We start from the raw sequence: 17,157 nt of genomic DNA, 5'->3' as shown, positions 1-17,157 counted from the left end.
GCGTTACGCGCTACCGGCGCGCAAATCCTCGCTCGCCATGTGCGTCCCGACGATGCGTCCGATCAGATAGCCATCGGACGCGCACGCGTTGGTGCGCTCCTTGCCGTTCCACTGGATCTTGTATTCGTCGTCCTGTGAGCGAAGCGCGGATGCATCGAATTTACGCTTCGACGGCTTGCCGGTGCTGACGGCGGTTTCGCCGATCAGCCGGTTCCAGGTCAGCGCGTAGCCGTAGCGCACGCCATCGGCGAAAGCGGTGTCATCGCACACTTGCGCGGGCGCGATTGCCTTGATCGTGCGATGAAACCCGTTCGCCGCGCCGATCGTAAGCGTCTGCTGGCCCGGCACGGCGGGCGGTGGCGCGGGCTTGACGACCGCGACTGGCGGTGCGGAAGCCGCCGCCGCATTCGCCGCCGCCGAATCCGATTGAGGGAGCGGCGCGCACGCGCCGAGGAGCAGCGCCGCCGAGGCGCTCGCTGCGCACGCGAGGCGCGAGCGTAGAGAAATCGACCTGCGATTCACCGAAACTGTTCTCGTCTTAAAAATAGTCCGGTCTCTACCTTACCATTTCGAAATTACATCTTAGGAAATTTCCGAGCGCGCTCTGAATGAAAAACGGGCGCTCTTTTCAGAGCGCCCGCATGGGTTTGCAATGATCGATCAGGACGCAGACGGCGCGTGACTCGCGGGCATTTCGATCCCGCGCCGCGCCATCTCCACGATCAGAAACGTCCGCCGCGTCACATGAAAGCGTGCGAGCAGATCGCTCGAATACTCTTTCGCCGTGTTTTCGCTGATGTTCATCTTCCGCGCGATCGCCTTGTTCGACAGTCCTTGCAACAGATAGCGCAAGGTTTCGGTCAAACGCGGCGGCAGATCGAGCGATTCGACGGTCGGCCCCGCATGCGTCGAAACCGGCTTGGGACTGTGACCGCCCTTGCCCAACACCGTGTTGGGCAGATACACCCGCCCGCTCAAAATGGTCTTGAGCGCCTCGCGAAACACGCCCGCGCCCTGCTCGCTGCCCTTCGAAATAAACCCGCACGCACCATTCTTGATGCATTCGAGCACGGTGTCCCGGTCGTCCTGCGCCGAGAGCATGATGGTCTGTACCTCGCGCTCTTCCCCGCGAATCCAGTCGAGCAGATCCATGCCGGTCGTCTGACCGCGCAAGTGATAGTCGAGAAACATCAAATCGTAGGAATTGGCCGAAAGCTTTGCCTTGGCCTGCTCGAATCCATCCGCTTCATCGATTTCGAGCAAGGGCTCATTGGCCAGGATGAGGCTTTTCATCGCGCTCCTGGTCAGCCCTTCGTCCTCTACGAGCAGTACTGTTTTGAAATAGCCGTTTTCCATTGCACATCCCCGAGAACGGTTCCGATATTACGCCCGCGCTGATTGACTTCCACCCTCCTTTCGAAGGGATACATCCGGCAGTCTCCCAAAATGCTCCGAACTCCCCGCCCGTGCCGGGTTCTGCACAAAGCAAGGACGATCAAAAATACCTGCATCGAATCAACCAATAACAATCAATCGACAAGCCGGAGGATGAGATGTCAAGCCGTCAAGCCGACAGCGAAACCAATTTCGCGTTGTGGCGTATCAAGCGGGCACAGCCGGGCGCACAGGGAGAAATCCGGTCGCGCCGCGTACTGATCGCCCACAAGGACAAGTCGATCGGCGATTCGCTCGCCGTGCAACTTCGGCTCAAAGGCTTGCAGGTCATCCATTCGCAGGATCTCAAATCCGTGCGTGCGTTGCTCGCCAGTTGGCAACCACAAGCGCTGCTGCTCGATACGAGTTTCGAGAACGAAGCCGGTTACGTTTTTCTGCGCACGCTGCGTCACGATTCGGACATGACGCACCGTTTGTTTGTCGCGATGAGCAACGTCTGGCCCGCCGACCCCGTGCACACGCTCAAGGAAGCCGGTTTCGATGCGCATTGCCGCCGACCATGTTCGACGTGGCGCATCGTCGAACTTGTCGAGGCTTTTTTCACGGCGCCGATCACGCGCTGACTCTTCGATCAAGGTGCTGTCATGAACAAGGAAACGTGTCTCGTCATCAACACTCCGCTTGCCGCGCGCACGTCGCGCGTGCCGGTCGAGGCGCAGCTCAGGCGGCGGCGCCGGCGAGTGCGTCCGGCGTCGAGCCGGTTGCCATCGCGAGCGACACCGTTACTTCACTATCTGGCGGCATGAACGCGACGCCGGTTCCCGGCAAGCCCTTGGCATCGAGATTGAAGCCGTCGCTGACATGCGAAACCGGCTCGACGCAGAGATAACCCGCGCCCGCCGGACAATGCACGACGACATGGCCGAGCATGCCATCGGCCTTGAGAGCAAGGCTGCGGCCATCGGCATAACGCAGTGTCGCGCGGCCATTCCAGCCGCTCAGGTAACGCGTAAAACCCGCTTCTTCCCGCCGATGCTCGCGCGCAGGCGGCACATCGTCCGGCTCGATTGCGATTTCGGCGTCGTGACGCCATTGCGTGGTGGCATCGAGTTCGGCTTGCATCGCGCTGAAGTACGGATGAAAACCCAGGCCGATCGGCATGCGGCGCTTCGAACGATTGACGACGCGCATCATGAGTAATGCGCCTTCATCGGTCGCGGCGATGGTTTGTACAGCATCGAACGCCCACGGCCAGCCGTGCTCGCCTTCTTCGTGCGCATAGTGCAGTTCGATGACATCCGCTTCCTGCCGCCCGACGCGCCACTTCGCGAACTGCCCGAAGCCATGCAGTGCATGCGGCATCGACGGAAACGCGGCAAGGCGCACGTGTTCCCCGTCCGGACCTGGAAATTGCGAATCCCGCACGCGATTCGAGAACGGCACGAGCGGATAGCTGCCCGCTTTCGGCCACGTATCGGCGGGCCATTTCGTCGATGCAACCGGCACCAGCCAGTCATGCACGCCGCGCGCGTCTTCGGTCGCGAAGCGCGTGACGCGCCCGCCTGCTGATGGCGCGAGTTCAATCAGATGCCTGCCATGCCGCACGGTAAGACGCGGCACGGCATCGAGTTCGAATACTTCGCGGATTGCTGTCATAGGTAATGCAAGGATCATTGGCGCTGTTCCTTCACGCGCGAGACGAGTTGCGTCGGGCTGACGAATTGCAGTGCGATCAAAACCCAGACGAGCGTGATCGCCATGTAGATCATCGCCATGGCGTCGATGGATTGCGGCGCGCGCACGCCGGTGGAAAAGACCGCGTAGTACAGCGCGACGACGAGCGTCTGCGTGGTCGGTCCAGCCGTGAAAAACGTCAGTTCGAACATGCCGATAGTGCGCACCAGCACGAGCAAGCCCGCCGCCAGCATGCCCGGCACGAGCAGCGGCAACAGCACATAGCGAAAGTACTTCAACGTATTCGCCCCGAAAATGCGTGCCGCCGATTCCAGATTCGGATCGATCTGCTCGATGAACGGCGTCATCACGAGAATGACGAACGGCAGCGCAGGCACCAGATTCGCGAGGATCACGCCGGTTAGCGTGCCTGCAAGATGGAACTTGTACATGACGGTTGCCATCGGAATGCCATAGGTGACGGGTGGCACCATCAACGGCAACAGAAACACGAGCATGGCGAAGCGCTTTCCCGGAAACTGCACGCGCGCGAGCGCATACGCCGCCGGCACACCGAGCGCGATGGAGAGCAGCACCACCGCGCCGACCACTTCCATCGTGACGAGCAGCACGCTCGACAACTGAAAATCGCTCCACGCCTGCGCGTACCAGTGCAGCGTGAAGCCCTGCGGCAACAGCGTGCCGAACCAGCGCGTGGCGACCGAATTCACCGCGACGGTCGCGATCAGCAGCAACACGTTGAGGAGGAAGAAGCCCATCGTCGCCCAGACGAAAAACTTCCACAGCCGGTCGCGCAGGCTCGCTTGCTGCCGCATGGTCTTGCCCGCGTTCTTGTCCGGCGATGCGCCCGTCCATGCTGGCGCTGCGTGATTGTCGGGCGCCATCAGCCTTTTCCTCCCGTCACCGGACCGGTATAGAAGAAGCGGCGCGCGCCGAGCATGCCGCCCACCACGAGCAGTTGCACAAAACCCATGACGATGGCGATGGTCGAAGCCAGCGAGTAATCGTAGCTTTCGAACGCCGCTTCGGATGCAGCAATCGAAATCACGCGCGTTGGTCCGGCGGGCGCGCCGAGCAGCACGGCCGACGGAAACACGGAGAACGCCTGCACGAAGGAAAGGCACGCGGTCATCGTCAAACCGGGAAGCAGCAGCGGCAGATAAATCTGGCGAAACTGTTGCCACGGACTCGCGCCGAGCGTGGCCGCGGCGCGCGCGAGCGTCGGATCGATGCCGGTCACATAAGAGAGCGTGAGCAGGAACGCGAACGGAAAGCCCGACACGATCAGCGAAATCAGCACGCCCCAGTAATTGTGCGTGAGCCGCACTTCATCGCCGTAGAGATGCAGCGCCTGAATGGCCTGCGGAAACCAGCCGTGCGGGCTGAAGTACGTGAGCATGCCATCGGCGATCAGCACCGTGCCAAGCGTGACGGGAATGACGAGCAATGTGGTCGCGAACTTCTGATACGGCGACGACCGCCTGAGCGCGAACGCCACCGGCACCGACACACCCACGTTGATGAGCGTGGCCGGCACCGCCAGCTTGAGCGTGACGACGATGGTCGGCCACATCGACGTGTCAGTGAAGAACGTGATGTAGTTGGCCCATGCGCCGCCGCCGTTCATCGGATTGAACGAGAGCATGAGCCCGTAGGCGAACGGATAGATGAACAGCGCGATGATAAAAATCAGCGCGGGCGCGACGAGCCAGCCTTTCGGGTCGCGCTGCGCGGCGGGCATCGCGATCATTTGTCTTCTCCGTACACGAGCGCTTTCGACGGCGCGACCCGCAAGCTGATGCGCTCGCCCTCGCCCACTTCGCCCGCGATGCGCGCCCACAACTTGCCGAACGCGCTGTTCACGATGATGAGCGAATCGCGTCCGCCGTATTCGACCACATCCACTTGCGCATCGAAGGCGTTCTGATCGCCGGGCGATGCGCGCTCCATGTCTTCCGGCCGCAACGCGAGCGACACGTTCTTGCTGTCGAATGCTTCCATCGGCAGGCCGAGCAGCCGCACGCCGTTCGCGTTCACGGCGACGGCATCGCCCTGTGTGCCTTCGAGCATGCACGGCACCACGTTCCGAAAACCCATGAACCGCGCGACATGCAGATTTTTGGGCCGCGAATACACTTCCTTCGGCGGCGCGACCTGTTGCACGACGCCTTCCTTCATCACGACGATGCGGTCAGCCATCGACAGCGCTTCGTCCTGATCGTGCGTGACGTAGAGCGTCGCACGCTCCAGCTTGCCGTGGATGCGCCGAATCTCCGCCCGCATCTCGATGCGCAGCCGCGTGTCGAGATTGGACAGCGGTTCGTCCATCAGCACGAGCGGCGGTTCGATGACGATCGCGCGCGCAATCGCCACGCGCTGTTGCTGACCGCCGGAAAGCTGGCCTGGCAATTTGGCATCGTGGCCGATCAACTGCACGAGTTGCAACGCGGCCTTGGCGCGCTGCATGGTTTCCGCCTTCGGCACGCCGCGCATCTTGAGGCCAAAGCCGACGTTATCCAGCACGGACATATGCGGAAACAGCGCGTAGTTCTGAAACACCATGCCGAAGCCGCGCTTCTCGGGCGGCAAGGTGTCGATGCGTTTTTCATCGAGCCAGATGCCGCCGCCCGACAACGGCTGCAATCCGGCGATGCAGTTCAGCGCGGTGGACTTGCCGCATCCCGAAGGTCCGAGCAGCGCGATGAATTCGCCGCGCCGGATGTTCAGATCGAGTCCTTTCAACGCGGCGAGCTGGCTGCCCTGTGTGCTCGTAAAGCTGCGCGAGACCGAATCCAGACGCAACTGCTCGAATGTGTGCTTCATGAGGTTCCCTGCGCTTTGCCATCTTTTCACATGCAAGCGGCGACGTTCCATGAGGACCGTCGCCGTCTTTTTCGCGATGATTCGCTTACTTCGTCTTCTGCGCGCCGATTTCGCGATCCCACTTCTGGAATGCCGCGACCATCGCCTGCGCGTTGAGCGGCACCACATGCGGACGGTCGGCCAGCAGCTTCGCATATTCAGGACGGCCGAACTTCTGAATGGTTTCCTGACTTTTCGCGGGCGCCATGCTCAGCGGCACGTCCTTGACCGCCGGGCCGGGATAGAAGTAACCATCGTCATAGGTTAATGCCTGTTGCGCGGGCTCCAGCATGAAGTTCATCAGCTTGTAGAGCACGTCGAGCTTTTCCTTCGCCACGCCCTTGGGGATGACCATGTAATGCGCGTCGTTCACCCACGTCATGTTGTCGAAGGCCTGCACCTTGAATTCCGCCGGCACGATGCCGAGCGCGCGCGGGTTGATGTCCCAGCCCGTCACCGTGACGGTCATGTCGCGCGTGCCCTCGCCCAGTTCCTTCATTACCGCCGACGTGCCGCCCGGATAGTAAGGAATGCAATCGTTCAGTTGCTTGAGGAACGCCCACGTCTTGTCCCAGCCGTTGATCGGATCGGTCGGGTCTTTATCGCCGAGGACATACGGCAGGCCCATCAGGAAGGTGCGGCCCGGACCGGAGTTGGCCGGACGCGCGTAGATCAGCTTGTTCGGATGCGCCTTGCACCAGGCGAGCAGTTGATCGGGCGTCTTGGGGACATCCGTGACCTTGGCCGGGTTGTATTCGATAAGCGGCCCGGCGGGCATGTACGTGACTTCCAGCCCGTAACCCTGCGCGATGTCCTGCATCTTGCGCGGACCCGGTGCGTACTTGTCGAGCACGCCGGGGAACGCCTTCGCCTGATCGGGCAGCAACTTTTCCCACAACCCTTGCTGGATGCCGGCGGCGAGCGCATCCGTGCCGGTCACGACGAGATCGATATCGGAGCGGCCCGCGCCCTGCATCGCCTTGATCTTGCCGGGCAACTGCGGCGCGGGCGCGTTGGTGAACGTGATGCTCGACACCAGATCAGGATACTTGGCCTTGAAGGCTTCGAAGCCCTTTTGCGTCAGTTGAAGATTGCCCGCGACATCGACGATGTTGATCGCCACGGGATCGGCCGCGTGAGCCGCGCTTGCGGCGAATGTCGCGCCGATCGCTACGCAAACCGCCGACAGCCTAGCCTTGAAATTCATTTCGTCTCCTCACTTCTCTTTTTTGATCTTTGTTTCAACCGGAAGTTGAAAAATAGCGAACGCAATCATCGTATGTCAAGCAAATGAGCTAGACGCCCGTGTTACCGAAACAGCTTTCAACGTGATTTCTGCAATGCTGGCATGGCTTTGCGATGGCGCTTGGGAGATACCCCGAGTGTGCGTTTTCCAAGTTGTTTAACTGGCTTTCTCGCGCGCTTTTGAAGTGTTCAGGGATGCTTGGCAATGCCGTGTGAATTTGAGCGTTTTCGCGGCCTGTAACGACGTTTCAACGGGACGAGTTATGGAAAACTCTCAAGCCGATTCAATTTGTCAAACAACTTCCTGTTTGTGTTCAGTTAATCAAGGGTTTCCCACTAGACTCTTTGCAGGTGGTACGACTTCTTTAGCGCTGACGCGTTAATGCCCGAACATCCGCTCCAAAGCATTTTCCAGATGGGATTTCATCGCCTGACTGGCGCGAACGGGATCGCGCGCGCGAATGGCGTCGAGTACATCGAGATGTTCACGCTGAACGAGTTGCTGGCGTTCGAGTGTCTTGACGAGCGACAGATTGCGCGACAGGTTCATGCTGAACACGACCTGCTCTTCCATGAACGATAGCACCGTGATGAAGAACTGATTCTTCGATGCGCGCGCCACCGCCAAATGGAATGCGTAATCGTGGTCGGAACCGATACCGTCCTGCGCTTCAACGATCCGGTCCAGCCGCTCGCACGCTTCTTCGATCGCGCGGATGTCGTCTTCGTCTGCTTTCAGCGCCGCGAGTTCGGCCGCGCCCGCTTCGGTGACCACGCGGAATTCATAGCACCGGCGAATATCCGAGAGTGTTTCAAGGGGCGCGAAGCGACGTACATCGGGATCGGGCCGTCTTCCGACCACGGTGCCCGAACCACGACGCGTCACCACGATGCCATCCGCCCGCAGCCGCGCAAGCGCTTCACGCACGGTAGGACGCGAGGTGGCGAAACGTTCCGCGAGCGCGTGCTCCGTCAGCAGACGGTCGCCCTCCCTGAACTCGCCTTCGATGATGCTGTTGAGAATATCGCTGTAGATCCGGTCGGCGAGACCGGACAACTTACGTTCGTTCATGGTCGCGCGAGAGCGGGCTTGTCGGGACGGGACGATTGTAAGGCAGATTCTTCGTGAAGCTAAACGTATCTGCGTTTGCTTGGGATGTGAGAAAGCGGCCGGCGCTTTCGTGCCGGCCGCTTCCGAACTGCTACCGCTGAGCGACTAAGCGCTTACCACTGGTGACCCGCGCCGATGGTAAAGCCCACGTTGCCCGAACCGCTCGTGTTGCCCGACATCTTGACCACCCAATGATTGTCGTTCGTGACATACGACACGCCGATCGCCGCACCCGATGCGCCTGCATATCGTGCTCCGGCGACGGCAACCATCGTCTTGCCCGCCGACGTGGGCTGAGGCAATCCTGCTGCCGCCATCGCCGCCGCGATACCGCCGTACGCCGTGCTCGCGACATTGTTGATTTGCCCTTGGACGCCAGCGATGCGTGCGTCGGTATAGCTTTGGGACTGAGCCGCCGCGATATTCAACTGACGGACGTTGACGGCATCGGTGTCCTGCGTGCCCGCCGCGACATTGGTGATCTGCCGTTCGTTTCCAGCCGAGCCGACCGATACCGTGTTGACTCGATCCGCCACGGAGTTCGCACCCAGCGCCACCGAATTGTCGGCGATGGCATTGGCGTTCGCACCCATTGCCGTTGCATGCACGCCTGTCGCGGTGGCGACCTCGGATGTGCGGTCGCCTTGCGCCGCGAATAACGGATTGCCTCCGCTCTCCGCGATGTTCGTCACGCGGCCGATCGCGTCGTTCATCTGCTCCACGTTGACGGCATCCGTGCCCGCGACGCCTGCCGCCACGTTATGGATGGTGACGCTGCCGGACGATCCGTCGCCGAGCGTGACGTTCGTGTAGTCGGTCTGCCCGTTCACCGTATCGTAGGTGAGCGCGGTTTTCGACGTGCCATCCCCGTTGATGAGGCCGGCCGCCTGCAACTGCGACACGTTGACGGCGTCGGTTGCAGCCGTGCCTGCGGCTACGTTCGTGATCTGACGTTCATTGCCCGCCGAACCAACAGAAACCGTGTTCGCCCGGTCGGCCAGCGAATTGGAGCCGATGGCCACCGAGTTTTGCCCGGACGCGACCGAGCCTCCGCCGATCGCCACGGAATCCGCGCCGCTTGCCACGGAGTCCGCAAGGGTGGAGTTGGCGTGGAAATACTTGACGCCACCTCCGCCGTTGATGGTGCTCAACGTGGTGTTGATGGTGTTGATGTCGATCGTGTTTTGGGTGACGCGGCCGTCGAGGTTGGTCAGCGCGTCGCCGACATTGTTGTACACCGTGCCGTCTTCGAACTTGTAGCTCGGCCCGATCAGGTCGCCGTTTGCATCGACGGAGGAACCACCGCCCAGCGCTGTGGCCGTGCTCGATGCCACGTCGTAGAGCTGCGACCCGTTCACTGCTTCGAGACTGTTCTCGTTGACTTGTCCCCGCGCGACGTTTTTGAGCGTGACTGGTTTGCCGGCGTTGCCGAACGTGACGCTTGTGTGATCCGGGTCGTCGTATGAAACCGTGTTGCTCAGGGCGACCGAGAGCGAGCTGATCCCCGTGGACATGGAGACGGCGCCTGTCGACAGCGAATCCACGCTGGTCGAAATCGTGTTGACGGTCGTGGACAGAGACGTGAGACCCGTCGACAGCGATCCGACGCTCGTCGACAAGGAAGTCACCACCGTCGATGTCGAGGACGACAGCGAGTCGATGCCCGTCGACAACGATGTGAGCGCGGTCGATGTGGAGGTCGACAAGGAGCTCACGCCGGTCGACAGCGAATCAATGCCCGTGGACAGCGATGTAACGGCAGTCGACGTGGACATCGACAGCGAGTTCACGCCGGTCGAAAGCGAATCGATGCCGGTGGAAAGCGACGTGACGGCGGTCGAGGTGGACACAGACAGCGAGCTCACGCCAGTGGAGAGCGAATCGATGCCAGTCGAAAGCGAAGTGACCGTGGTCGATGTGGACGTCGAGAGCGAATCGATACCGGTGGACAGGGAGTCCACGCCGGTCGAAAGCGAAGTGACCGCGGTCGATGTGGAGGTCGACAGTGAATCGATACCGGTGGACAAGGAGTCCACGCTAGTCGAAAGCGAAGTGACCGTGGTCGATGTGGACGTCGACAGTGAATCGATACCGGTGGACAGCGAGTCCACGCTAGTCGAAAGCGAGCTGACACCAGTCGACAGTGAATCGATGCCAGTCGAAAGCGAAGTGACCGCGGTCGATGTGGACGTCGAGAGTGAGTCGATACCGGTGGACAGGGAGTCCACGCTGGTCGAAAGCGAATCGATGCCGGTCGAAAGCGAGGTGACCGCGGTCGAAGTGGACGTCGACAGCGAATCGATACCGGTGGACAAGGAATCCACGCTGGTCGAAAGCGAACTGACGCCGGTCGACAATGAATCGATGCCGGTCGAAAGCGAAGTGACCGTGGTCGATGTAGACGTCGACAGCGAATCGATACCGGTGGACAGCGAGTCCACGCTGGTCGAAAGCGAATCGATGCCGGTGGAAAGCGAAGTGACCGTGGTCGAAGTGGACGTCGACAACGAATCGATACCGGTGGACAAGGAATCCACGCTGGTCGAAAGCGAACTGACGCCAGTCGACAATGAATCGATGCCGGTGGAAAGCGAAGTGACCGTGGTCGAAGTGGACGTCGACAGCGAATCGATACCGGTGGACAAGGAATCCACGCTGGTCGAAAGCGAACTGACGCCAGTCGACAATGAATCGATGCCGGTGGAAAGCGAAGTGACCGTGGTCGAAGTGGACGTCGACAGCGAATCGATACCTGTGGACAAGGAGTCCACGCTGGTCGAAAGCGAACTGACGCCAGTGGAAAGCGATGTGACGACGCTCGATGTGGACGTTGAGAGCGACTCGATGCCGGTCGAAAGCGAGTCGATGCCTGTGGAGAGCGAACTCACGCCAGTCGACAGCGAATCTACGCCAGTGGAAAGCGATGTGACGGCGCTCGATGTAGACGTCGAGAGAGACTCGATGCCGGTGGACAACGAACTCACGCCAGTCGACAGTGAATCGACGCCAGTGGAAAGCGACGTGACGACGCTCGATGTAGACGTCGAGAGCGACTCAATGCCGGTGGACAACGAACTCACGCCAGTCGACAGTGAATCGACGCCAGTGGATAGCGACGTGACGGCGCTCGATGTAGACGTCGAGAGAGACTCGATGCCGGTGGACAACGAACTCACGCCAGTCGACAGTGAATCGACGCCAGTGGAAAGCGACGTGACGACGCTTGATGTAGACGTTGAGAGCGACTCGATGCCGGTCGAAAGCGAGTCGATGCCTGTGGAGAGCGAACTCACGCCAGTCGACAGCGAATCTACGCCAGTGGACAGCGACGTGACGACGCTCGATGTAGACGTCGAAAGAGACTCGATGCCGGTCGAAAGCGAGTCAATGCCTGTCGAGAGCGAGTCAATGCCTGTCGAGAGCGAACTCACGCCAGTCGACAGTGAATCGACGCCAGTGGATAGCGACGTGACGGCGCTCGATGTAGACGTCGAGAGAGACTCGATGCCGGTGGACAACGAACTCGCGCCAGTCGACAATGAATCTACGCCAGTGGAAAGCGATGTGACGACGCTCGATGTAGACGTCGAGAGCGACTCAATGCCGGTGGACAACGAACTCACGCCAGTCGACAGCGAATCGACGCCGGTGGACAGCGACGTGACGACGCTCGATGTGGACGTCGAGAGCGACTCGATGCCCGTCGACAACGAACTCACGCCTGTCGAAAGCGAGTCAACACCGGTAGATAAGGAATTCACACCGGTGGAGAGCGAATCAACACCTGTCGACAGCGAACTCACACCGGTCGAAAGCGACTCAACTCCGGTGGACAGCGAGCTTACACCGGCGGAAAGCGAATCAACGCCTGTGGAAAGCGAACTTACGCCAGTGGAAAGCGAGTCAACACCCGTCGACAACGAACTCAAACCCGTCGACAACGAACTGACACCCGTAGAAAGCGACGAAACGCTGGTCGACAGCGAAGTCACGCGCGACACAGTCGTACTCAGACTCACCGATAAGGGGTAGATCTGCTTTCCGCTAATGGCGTCGGTGCTCGTCGCCGAAATTGCGCCTTGCGACAAGCCCGTCAAGACGGTGTTGTTCGCGTTCATGCCAGCCGTCGTGATCGTGAGCACGTCCTGACCATTCGCACCCAGTCGAACCGTGCCGGTATCCGTCACGACCATGTAGGCCCCCAACATGCCGCTGTCATCGTATGACGCAACACCCGCGCCGAATCCGCCCGCGAAGACAGTGCCGTTGCACGCGGCAGGATCGTTGCTCGGAACGGCGGAATCGGCAGAAGAAATGCACGCCGAAGGATTGCTCCCTCCATCGCCCAGCAAACCCACCGAAAAGGTGCCGGAAGCCGCATGCGCACCCCCGGCAGCCGCCAGCAGCGTCAAGGCCGTAGCAGCGGACCGACCGCGCCCGCCCGACTTCGAACCAGCATTCTCGGCCGCGACCACCCATTGCTCCGAAGCCCGACTCCACACAACGCGGTAAATCTTGTTCATTTCGCGAATTTCTCTTGATAACTGTGTCTTATCTACCCTGGCTCATGAATTCTCGAACATCGATTTGAATGGACGTGATTAGTCATCCGAATCTATTTCAAGAATTCGTGAGTCAGTGCGCTTCAATGTCTGTCCCGCAAGCAATCATTGTTCAAGATTGCAAAACGGAGAGCGCTGATTCTAGTTATCCAGATTGGGATAGATAGGCGGAAATTCTTAAAAAATGCCCGTCGTGGAGGTCCGTCGTAAAAAAAATACGGTTCTATTAACCCAATAGAAAGCTAAAAGAAGTGAATTATTTGATATGCGTGTTTTTAGGCATTCTTATTTGATTTGCGATTGCCTAAAGGCAATTACATATTTGAATGAAAAACGACGACGCCAACGCATCCGAGCAAATCAAAAACCCAAAAGTAAAAAGGCCGCGGTTTAGCCGCGGCCCTCTTTCCTAATCCAAACGCGATGAAACTTACCCCTGATCGCCCCCCGCCACCGCCAGAACCGCCCCCGTCACATACGACGCCTCATCCGACGCAAAGAACAAAATCGGTCGAACCTGCTCCTCGATCGTTCCATAACGATGCATGAGGCTGGACGCCACGGTCTGATCGACCACCCCGCGATACCAGTTCCGCTCGCGCTCATCAGCGGGTGAATCGCCGCGCGGCACGCGACGCGGCGGCGCGTCGGTGCCGCCCGGTGCGACGGCGTTGACGCGGATGCCATGCTGCGCGACCTCCATCGCCAGCGATGCGGTCAGCGCGTTCACGCCGCCCTTCGCCGCCGAATACGGCACGCGATGCACTCCACGCGTCGCCACGGACGACACATTGACGATCACGCCATGCCGCCGCTCGATCATCAAGGGCAATACGGCGCGGCAGCACCACAACGTGGGGAACAGCGAGCGACGCATTTCGGCTTCGACCTGCTTCGGTTCGTAGTGCTCGTAGGGCCGCGCCCAGATCGTTCCGCCGACATTGTTGATGAGCACGTCGATGCGTCCGAACGCAGTCAGCGCGAAGTCGATGGCGGACTGCGCGCCTTCGTACTCTTCGAGATCCGCGACATGCGCGCGGACTTCGCCGCCAGACGCCTCGACACCCCGCTCAAGTTCCAACACCTGTTCCGAGCGATCGATCGCGACCACCGTGCCGCCCTCCACCGCTACTGCCATCGCCACGCCTTCGCCGATGCCCTGCGCCGCGCCCGTCACCACCACGACCTTGTCGCTGAATCGGAATCGAGTATTCATGCCGCGACGCTCTCGGTGCTGGCCGCGAACTTCTCGAAGTAAAGGTTCGCCGGCTCGATGCCTGCCTGCTTCAGATACGCGCGCACCGCTTCGACCATCGGCGGCGGTCCGCAAACGTAGATGTCGATATCGCCGTCGTTTAGCGTTTCCGACGTGAAGTGCTGCGTCACGTAACCCCGGCGCGAGTGCGTGCTTTGTTCGGACGCGACGCATGTTGTATACAAAAGACCAGGCAACTTCGCCTTGAACGCGTCCAACTGATCGAGACCGACGAGATCCGCGTCGTGCGTCACGCCGTACATCAACGTGATGGCCTGCGTCTCGCCGCGCGCGGCAAGCTGGGCGAGCATCGAGAGGAACGGCGCGAGGCCGGTGCCCCCCGCGAGCATGAGCACGGGACGCTGCACATCGCGCAGATAGAAACTGCCGTGCGGGCCGCTGAAACTCATCGGCGTGCCGGGCGCGGCGTCGTGGCGCAGATAACCGCTCATCTTGCCCATCGGCACATCGCGCACGAGGAAACTCGCTTCCTTCGAGCCGGGCGGCGAACTGAAGGAATAGGCGCGCGTTTCGTCATCGCCGGGAATGCGCACGTTCGCATATTGCCCCGGCAAAAAATCGAGCGGACGATCCAGCGAGATGGAAAACGACAGCGTGCCCGGCGTGCTGCGATCGAGGGTGGCAAGCGTGCCCGTCACCGCCTGAGCCGTTGTCTTGCACGCAGCCACCGATGCCGCGATCTTCACGACGCAATCGCTTTCTGGCCGCATCTGGCAGGCGAGCACGAAGCCCTTGTTGGCGTCCTCTTCGGTGAGCGCATCGTCGATATAGCTGCCGCCGTCGTACCGTCCCGATTCGCAATGCGCGCGGCAAGTACCGCACGCGCCGTCGCGGCAATCGAGCGGCACATTCACGCCCTGACGATACGCGGCATCCGCGAGGGTTTCGTCCGGCTCGCAGCCGATGAAGCGCGTCGTGCCGTCCTCGAACTGCAGCGCGATGGAATGAGTCATGGCTTTGTCTCCTGGCACGCGGCGATGCGAATCGCATGCAAAATTAAAAATGCACGATTGCATTTCGCATGCAAAACGCAACATGCAAAGTGCAATGCGCGATCAGTCAGATGTGGTACACGTCGATCACGTGGTGGATGTAGTCGTTCTTCAGCGTCACGACCTTGCGTTTGATGACGGGCGACCCCGCCGAAGTATCTAGCTCAACTTCCGTCGCGCCGAAATACACGTCCGTCGTCTTGTAGCGATAACTGAGCGTCTGCCAGTTGAAGCGCACCGTGCAGCGGCGTGCATCGGCATCGCGCGAAACGATCTCCACGTTGGCGATGTTGTGCGAGGTGCGTGGCTCCGGCGTGCTCGCGCTCGACCTTTCCGTCTTGATGCGAAACACGCGATCTTCCAGACCGCCCTTGTTGCCGTAATAGATCAACGAGATTTCGCGCTCGGGGTCGCGCGTGAGTTCGCCGTCGTCGTCCCACGCGGGCATCCAGAACACGGCGTCGCTGGCATAGCAGGTGAGCCAGTCGTCCCATTCGCGGTCGTCCAGACATCGCGCTTCGCGATACAGGAACGCGCGGACTTGTTCGATATCGATTGTCATCGTCTTCGCTCCTTATCGGCTCGTGTCGTCGGACGAGCACGCGGCGCGCATCGTGTCGAGCCAGTATTTGTGTTGAATCGTGAAGAGCCCTTCGTCCTCCGTCTTCACGCCGCTCATCTTCGGTGCGAGGCCGAGTTCTTTCGCGGCTTCGTCGGCGCCATCGACCCAGTGCAGCGCGCCACGCGACATATCGTTCCAGGGCAGCGCGGATGCCGCATAACCCTGCTGGCATGCACGAAACTCTTCGAGGTCGTCGGGCGTCGCCATGCCGCTTGCATTGAAGAAATCTTCGTATTGACGGATGCGGCGCGCCCGCGCATCGGCGGCTTCGTTCTTCGGCGCGATGCAGTAGATCGTGACTTCGGTCTTGTCGACGGCAATCGGCCGCAGCACGCGAATCTGCGAGCTGAACTGATCCATCAGATAAACGTTTGGATAGAGACAGAGATTGCGCGAGTTGCCGATCATCCAGTCGGCGCGCGCCTGACCGTATTGTTCGATCAGTTCGTCGCGACGCGAAAACGCCGGGCGATCTTCCGGGTTCGACCACTTGCTCCACAAGAGCAAATGCCCGTGCTCGAACGAATAGAAGCCCCCGCCCTGCTTCGCCCATTTCGATGCGTCCATCGCGCGAATTGCATCGCCATCGGCGGAGGTCTTGCGGCGGCCTGTTGTCGCGGCATAGTTCCAGTGGACCGAACTGACGTGATAGCCGTCCGCGCCATTCTCCGCACCGAGCTTCCAGTTGCCGTCATAGATATACGACGATGCGCCGCGCAGCACTTCGAGACCATCGGGCGACTGGTCCACGATCATGTCGATGATCTTGGCCGCTTCGCCTAGATGCTCTTCGAGCGGCAGAACGTCTTTATTCAGGCTTCCGAATAAAAATCCGCGATAGCTGGCAAAGCGCGGCACGCGTGCGAGATCATGACTTCCATCGCAATCGAAACTCTCGGGATAGCCCGCATCTTTCGGGTCTTTTACTTTCAGCAGCTTGCCCGCGTTGCTGAAAGTCCAGCCATGAAACGGGCACGTAAAGCTCGACTTGTTGCCGCGCTTGTGCCGGCACAAGACTGCGCCGCGATGCGAACACGCATTGATCAGCGCATTCAGTTCACCTTGCTTGTTGCGCGTGATGACGATCGGCTGACGCCCGATAGTCGTCGTGAAGTAATCGTTCGGATTGGGAATCTGGCTTTCGTGAGCAAGGTAAATCCAGTTGCCCTCGAAAACATGCTTCATTTCCAGATCGAAAAGACTCGGCTCCGTGAAAGCCGCGCGATTCAAGCGGTAAATATGCTGCTCGCTGTCTTCGACGAGCATGGTGTCCAGCAGGCGGTCCGCCTTGCGATGGAAGGTAATGGTGTCGCTCATGTGATGCGTCTCCTGACTGCTGATGAGTCGTGCGCAGCGTGGGGTTTTGCCGTGCCGCGCGATACCGTCGGAGGTATCAT

General features: G+C 60.3%; 15 protein-coding genes and 1 pseudogene. 2 read left to right on the top strand and 14 right to left on the bottom strand.

Going from position 1 to position 17,157, the window contains the following annotated elements:
- Positions 1-3: 3 nt before the first annotated feature.
- Entirely contained in the window at positions 4-522 is a 519-nt protein-coding gene (locus ACZCWR_RS19510) for a hypothetical protein (protein WP_487304623.1), read from the bottom strand.
- A 138-nt stretch (positions 523-660) separates the two neighbouring features.
- Positions 661-1,293, bottom strand: a complete 633-nt coding sequence (locus tag ACZCWR_RS19505; protein ID WP_487304622.1) for a response regulator — start codon at positions 1,291-1,293, stop codon at positions 661-663.
- Between the two features lie 260 nt (positions 1,294-1,553).
- On the opposite strand from ACZCWR_RS19505, the gene ACZCWR_RS19500 reads away from it, so the two are divergent.
- Positions 1,554-2,018 (top strand): ANTAR domain-containing protein, encoded by a 465-nt coding sequence (locus ACZCWR_RS19500; protein WP_487304621.1) that lies wholly within the window; start codon positions 1,554-1,556, stop codon positions 2,016-2,018.
- A gap of 97 nt (positions 2,019-2,115) precedes the next feature.
- Here the strand turns inward: ACZCWR_RS19500 and ACZCWR_RS19495 are convergent, their stop codons facing one another.
- The 7 genes from ACZCWR_RS19495 to ACZCWR_RS19465 form a co-directional block, all read right to left on the bottom strand.
- Positions 2,116-3,051, bottom strand: coding sequence for an aldose epimerase family protein (locus ACZCWR_RS19495; protein WP_487304620.1), 936 nt, complete (start codon positions 3,049-3,051; stop codon positions 2,116-2,118).
- Positions 3,052-3,065: 14 nt separating this feature from the next.
- Positions 3,066-3,974: an ABC transporter permease gene (locus tag ACZCWR_RS19490; protein WP_487304619.1), complete on the bottom strand. Its 909-nt coding sequence runs from the start codon at positions 3,972-3,974 to the stop codon at positions 3,066-3,068.
- Positions 3,974-4,840, bottom strand: coding sequence for an ABC transporter permease (locus tag ACZCWR_RS19485; protein WP_487304618.1), 867 nt, complete (start codon positions 4,838-4,840; stop codon positions 3,974-3,976). Before ACZCWR_RS19485 ends, ACZCWR_RS19490 begins: the two co-directional genes overlap by 1 nt.
- Positions 4,837-5,913 carry an ABC transporter ATP-binding protein gene (locus ACZCWR_RS19480; protein ID WP_487304617.1) on the bottom strand — a complete coding sequence of 359 codons (1,077 nt, stop codon included), beginning with the start codon at positions 5,911-5,913 and terminating at the stop codon, positions 4,837-4,839. Before ACZCWR_RS19480 ends, ACZCWR_RS19485 begins: the two co-directional genes overlap by 4 nt.
- A gap of 85 nt (positions 5,914-5,998) precedes the next feature.
- Positions 5,999-7,159 carry an ABC transporter substrate-binding protein gene (locus ACZCWR_RS19475; protein ID WP_487304616.1) on the bottom strand — a complete coding sequence of 387 codons (1,161 nt, stop codon included), beginning with the start codon at positions 7,157-7,159 and terminating at the stop codon, positions 5,999-6,001.
- A 417-nt stretch (positions 7,160-7,576) separates the two neighbouring features.
- Positions 7,577-8,269 carry a FadR/GntR family transcriptional regulator gene (locus ACZCWR_RS19470; protein WP_487304615.1) on the bottom strand — a complete coding sequence of 231 codons (693 nt, stop codon included), beginning with the start codon at positions 8,267-8,269 and terminating at the stop codon, positions 7,577-7,579.
- 152 nt (positions 8,270-8,421) lie between these two features.
- On the bottom strand, positions 8,422-9,822 hold the full coding sequence (locus tag ACZCWR_RS19465; protein ID WP_487304752.1) for a YadA family autotransporter adhesin: 1,401 nt from the start codon (positions 9,820-9,822) through the stop codon (positions 8,422-8,424).
- On the opposite strand from ACZCWR_RS19465, the gene ACZCWR_RS19460 reads away from it, so the two are divergent.
- Complete coding sequence (locus ACZCWR_RS19460) at positions 9,815-12,340, top strand: midas domain-containing protein (RefSeq protein WP_487304792.1); 2,526 nt, start codon at positions 9,815-9,817, stop codon at positions 12,338-12,340. The two genes, ACZCWR_RS19465 and ACZCWR_RS19460, sit on opposite strands and share 8 nt — an antisense overlap.
- Before the next feature lie 407 nt (positions 12,341-12,747).
- Here the strand turns inward: ACZCWR_RS19460 and ACZCWR_RS19455 are convergent.
- From ACZCWR_RS19455 to benA, 5 genes and pseudogenes are all read right to left on the bottom strand, one after another.
- A pseudogene (locus ACZCWR_RS19455) lies at positions 12,748-12,831 on the bottom strand (ESPR domain-containing protein); the annotation flags it as partial.
- A 469-nt stretch (positions 12,832-13,300) separates the two neighbouring features.
- The gene (locus ACZCWR_RS19450) at positions 13,301-14,086 is read right to left on the bottom strand and encodes a 1,6-dihydroxycyclohexa-2,4-diene-1-carboxylate dehydrogenase (protein WP_487304614.1); all 786 of its coding nucleotides are present in this window, start codon (positions 14,084-14,086) and stop codon (positions 13,301-13,303) included.
- A complete protein-coding gene (benC, locus tag ACZCWR_RS19445) occupies positions 14,083-15,099 on the bottom strand; it encodes a benzoate 1,2-dioxygenase electron transfer component BenC (protein ID WP_487304613.1) in 1,017 nt (338 codons plus the stop codon). The genes ACZCWR_RS19450 and benC overlap by 4 nt, the downstream gene beginning before the upstream one ends.
- 106 nt (positions 15,100-15,205) lie before the next feature.
- Complete coding sequence (gene benB / locus ACZCWR_RS19440) at positions 15,206-15,700, bottom strand: benzoate 1,2-dioxygenase small subunit (RefSeq protein ID WP_487304612.1); 495 nt, start codon at positions 15,698-15,700, stop codon at positions 15,206-15,208.
- Positions 15,701-15,712: 12 nt separating this feature from the next.
- Positions 15,713-17,077: a benzoate 1,2-dioxygenase large subunit gene (gene benA / locus ACZCWR_RS19435; RefSeq protein WP_487304611.1), complete on the bottom strand. Its 1,365-nt coding sequence runs from the start codon at positions 17,075-17,077 to the stop codon at positions 15,713-15,715.
- Positions 17,078-17,157 lie beyond the last annotated feature (80 nt).

Source organism: Caballeronia sp. A2-2, assembly GCF_057612605.2.
The sequence above is the reverse complement of the archived record's forward strand: the minus strand, read 5'-3'. Positions and strand labels throughout refer to the sequence as shown.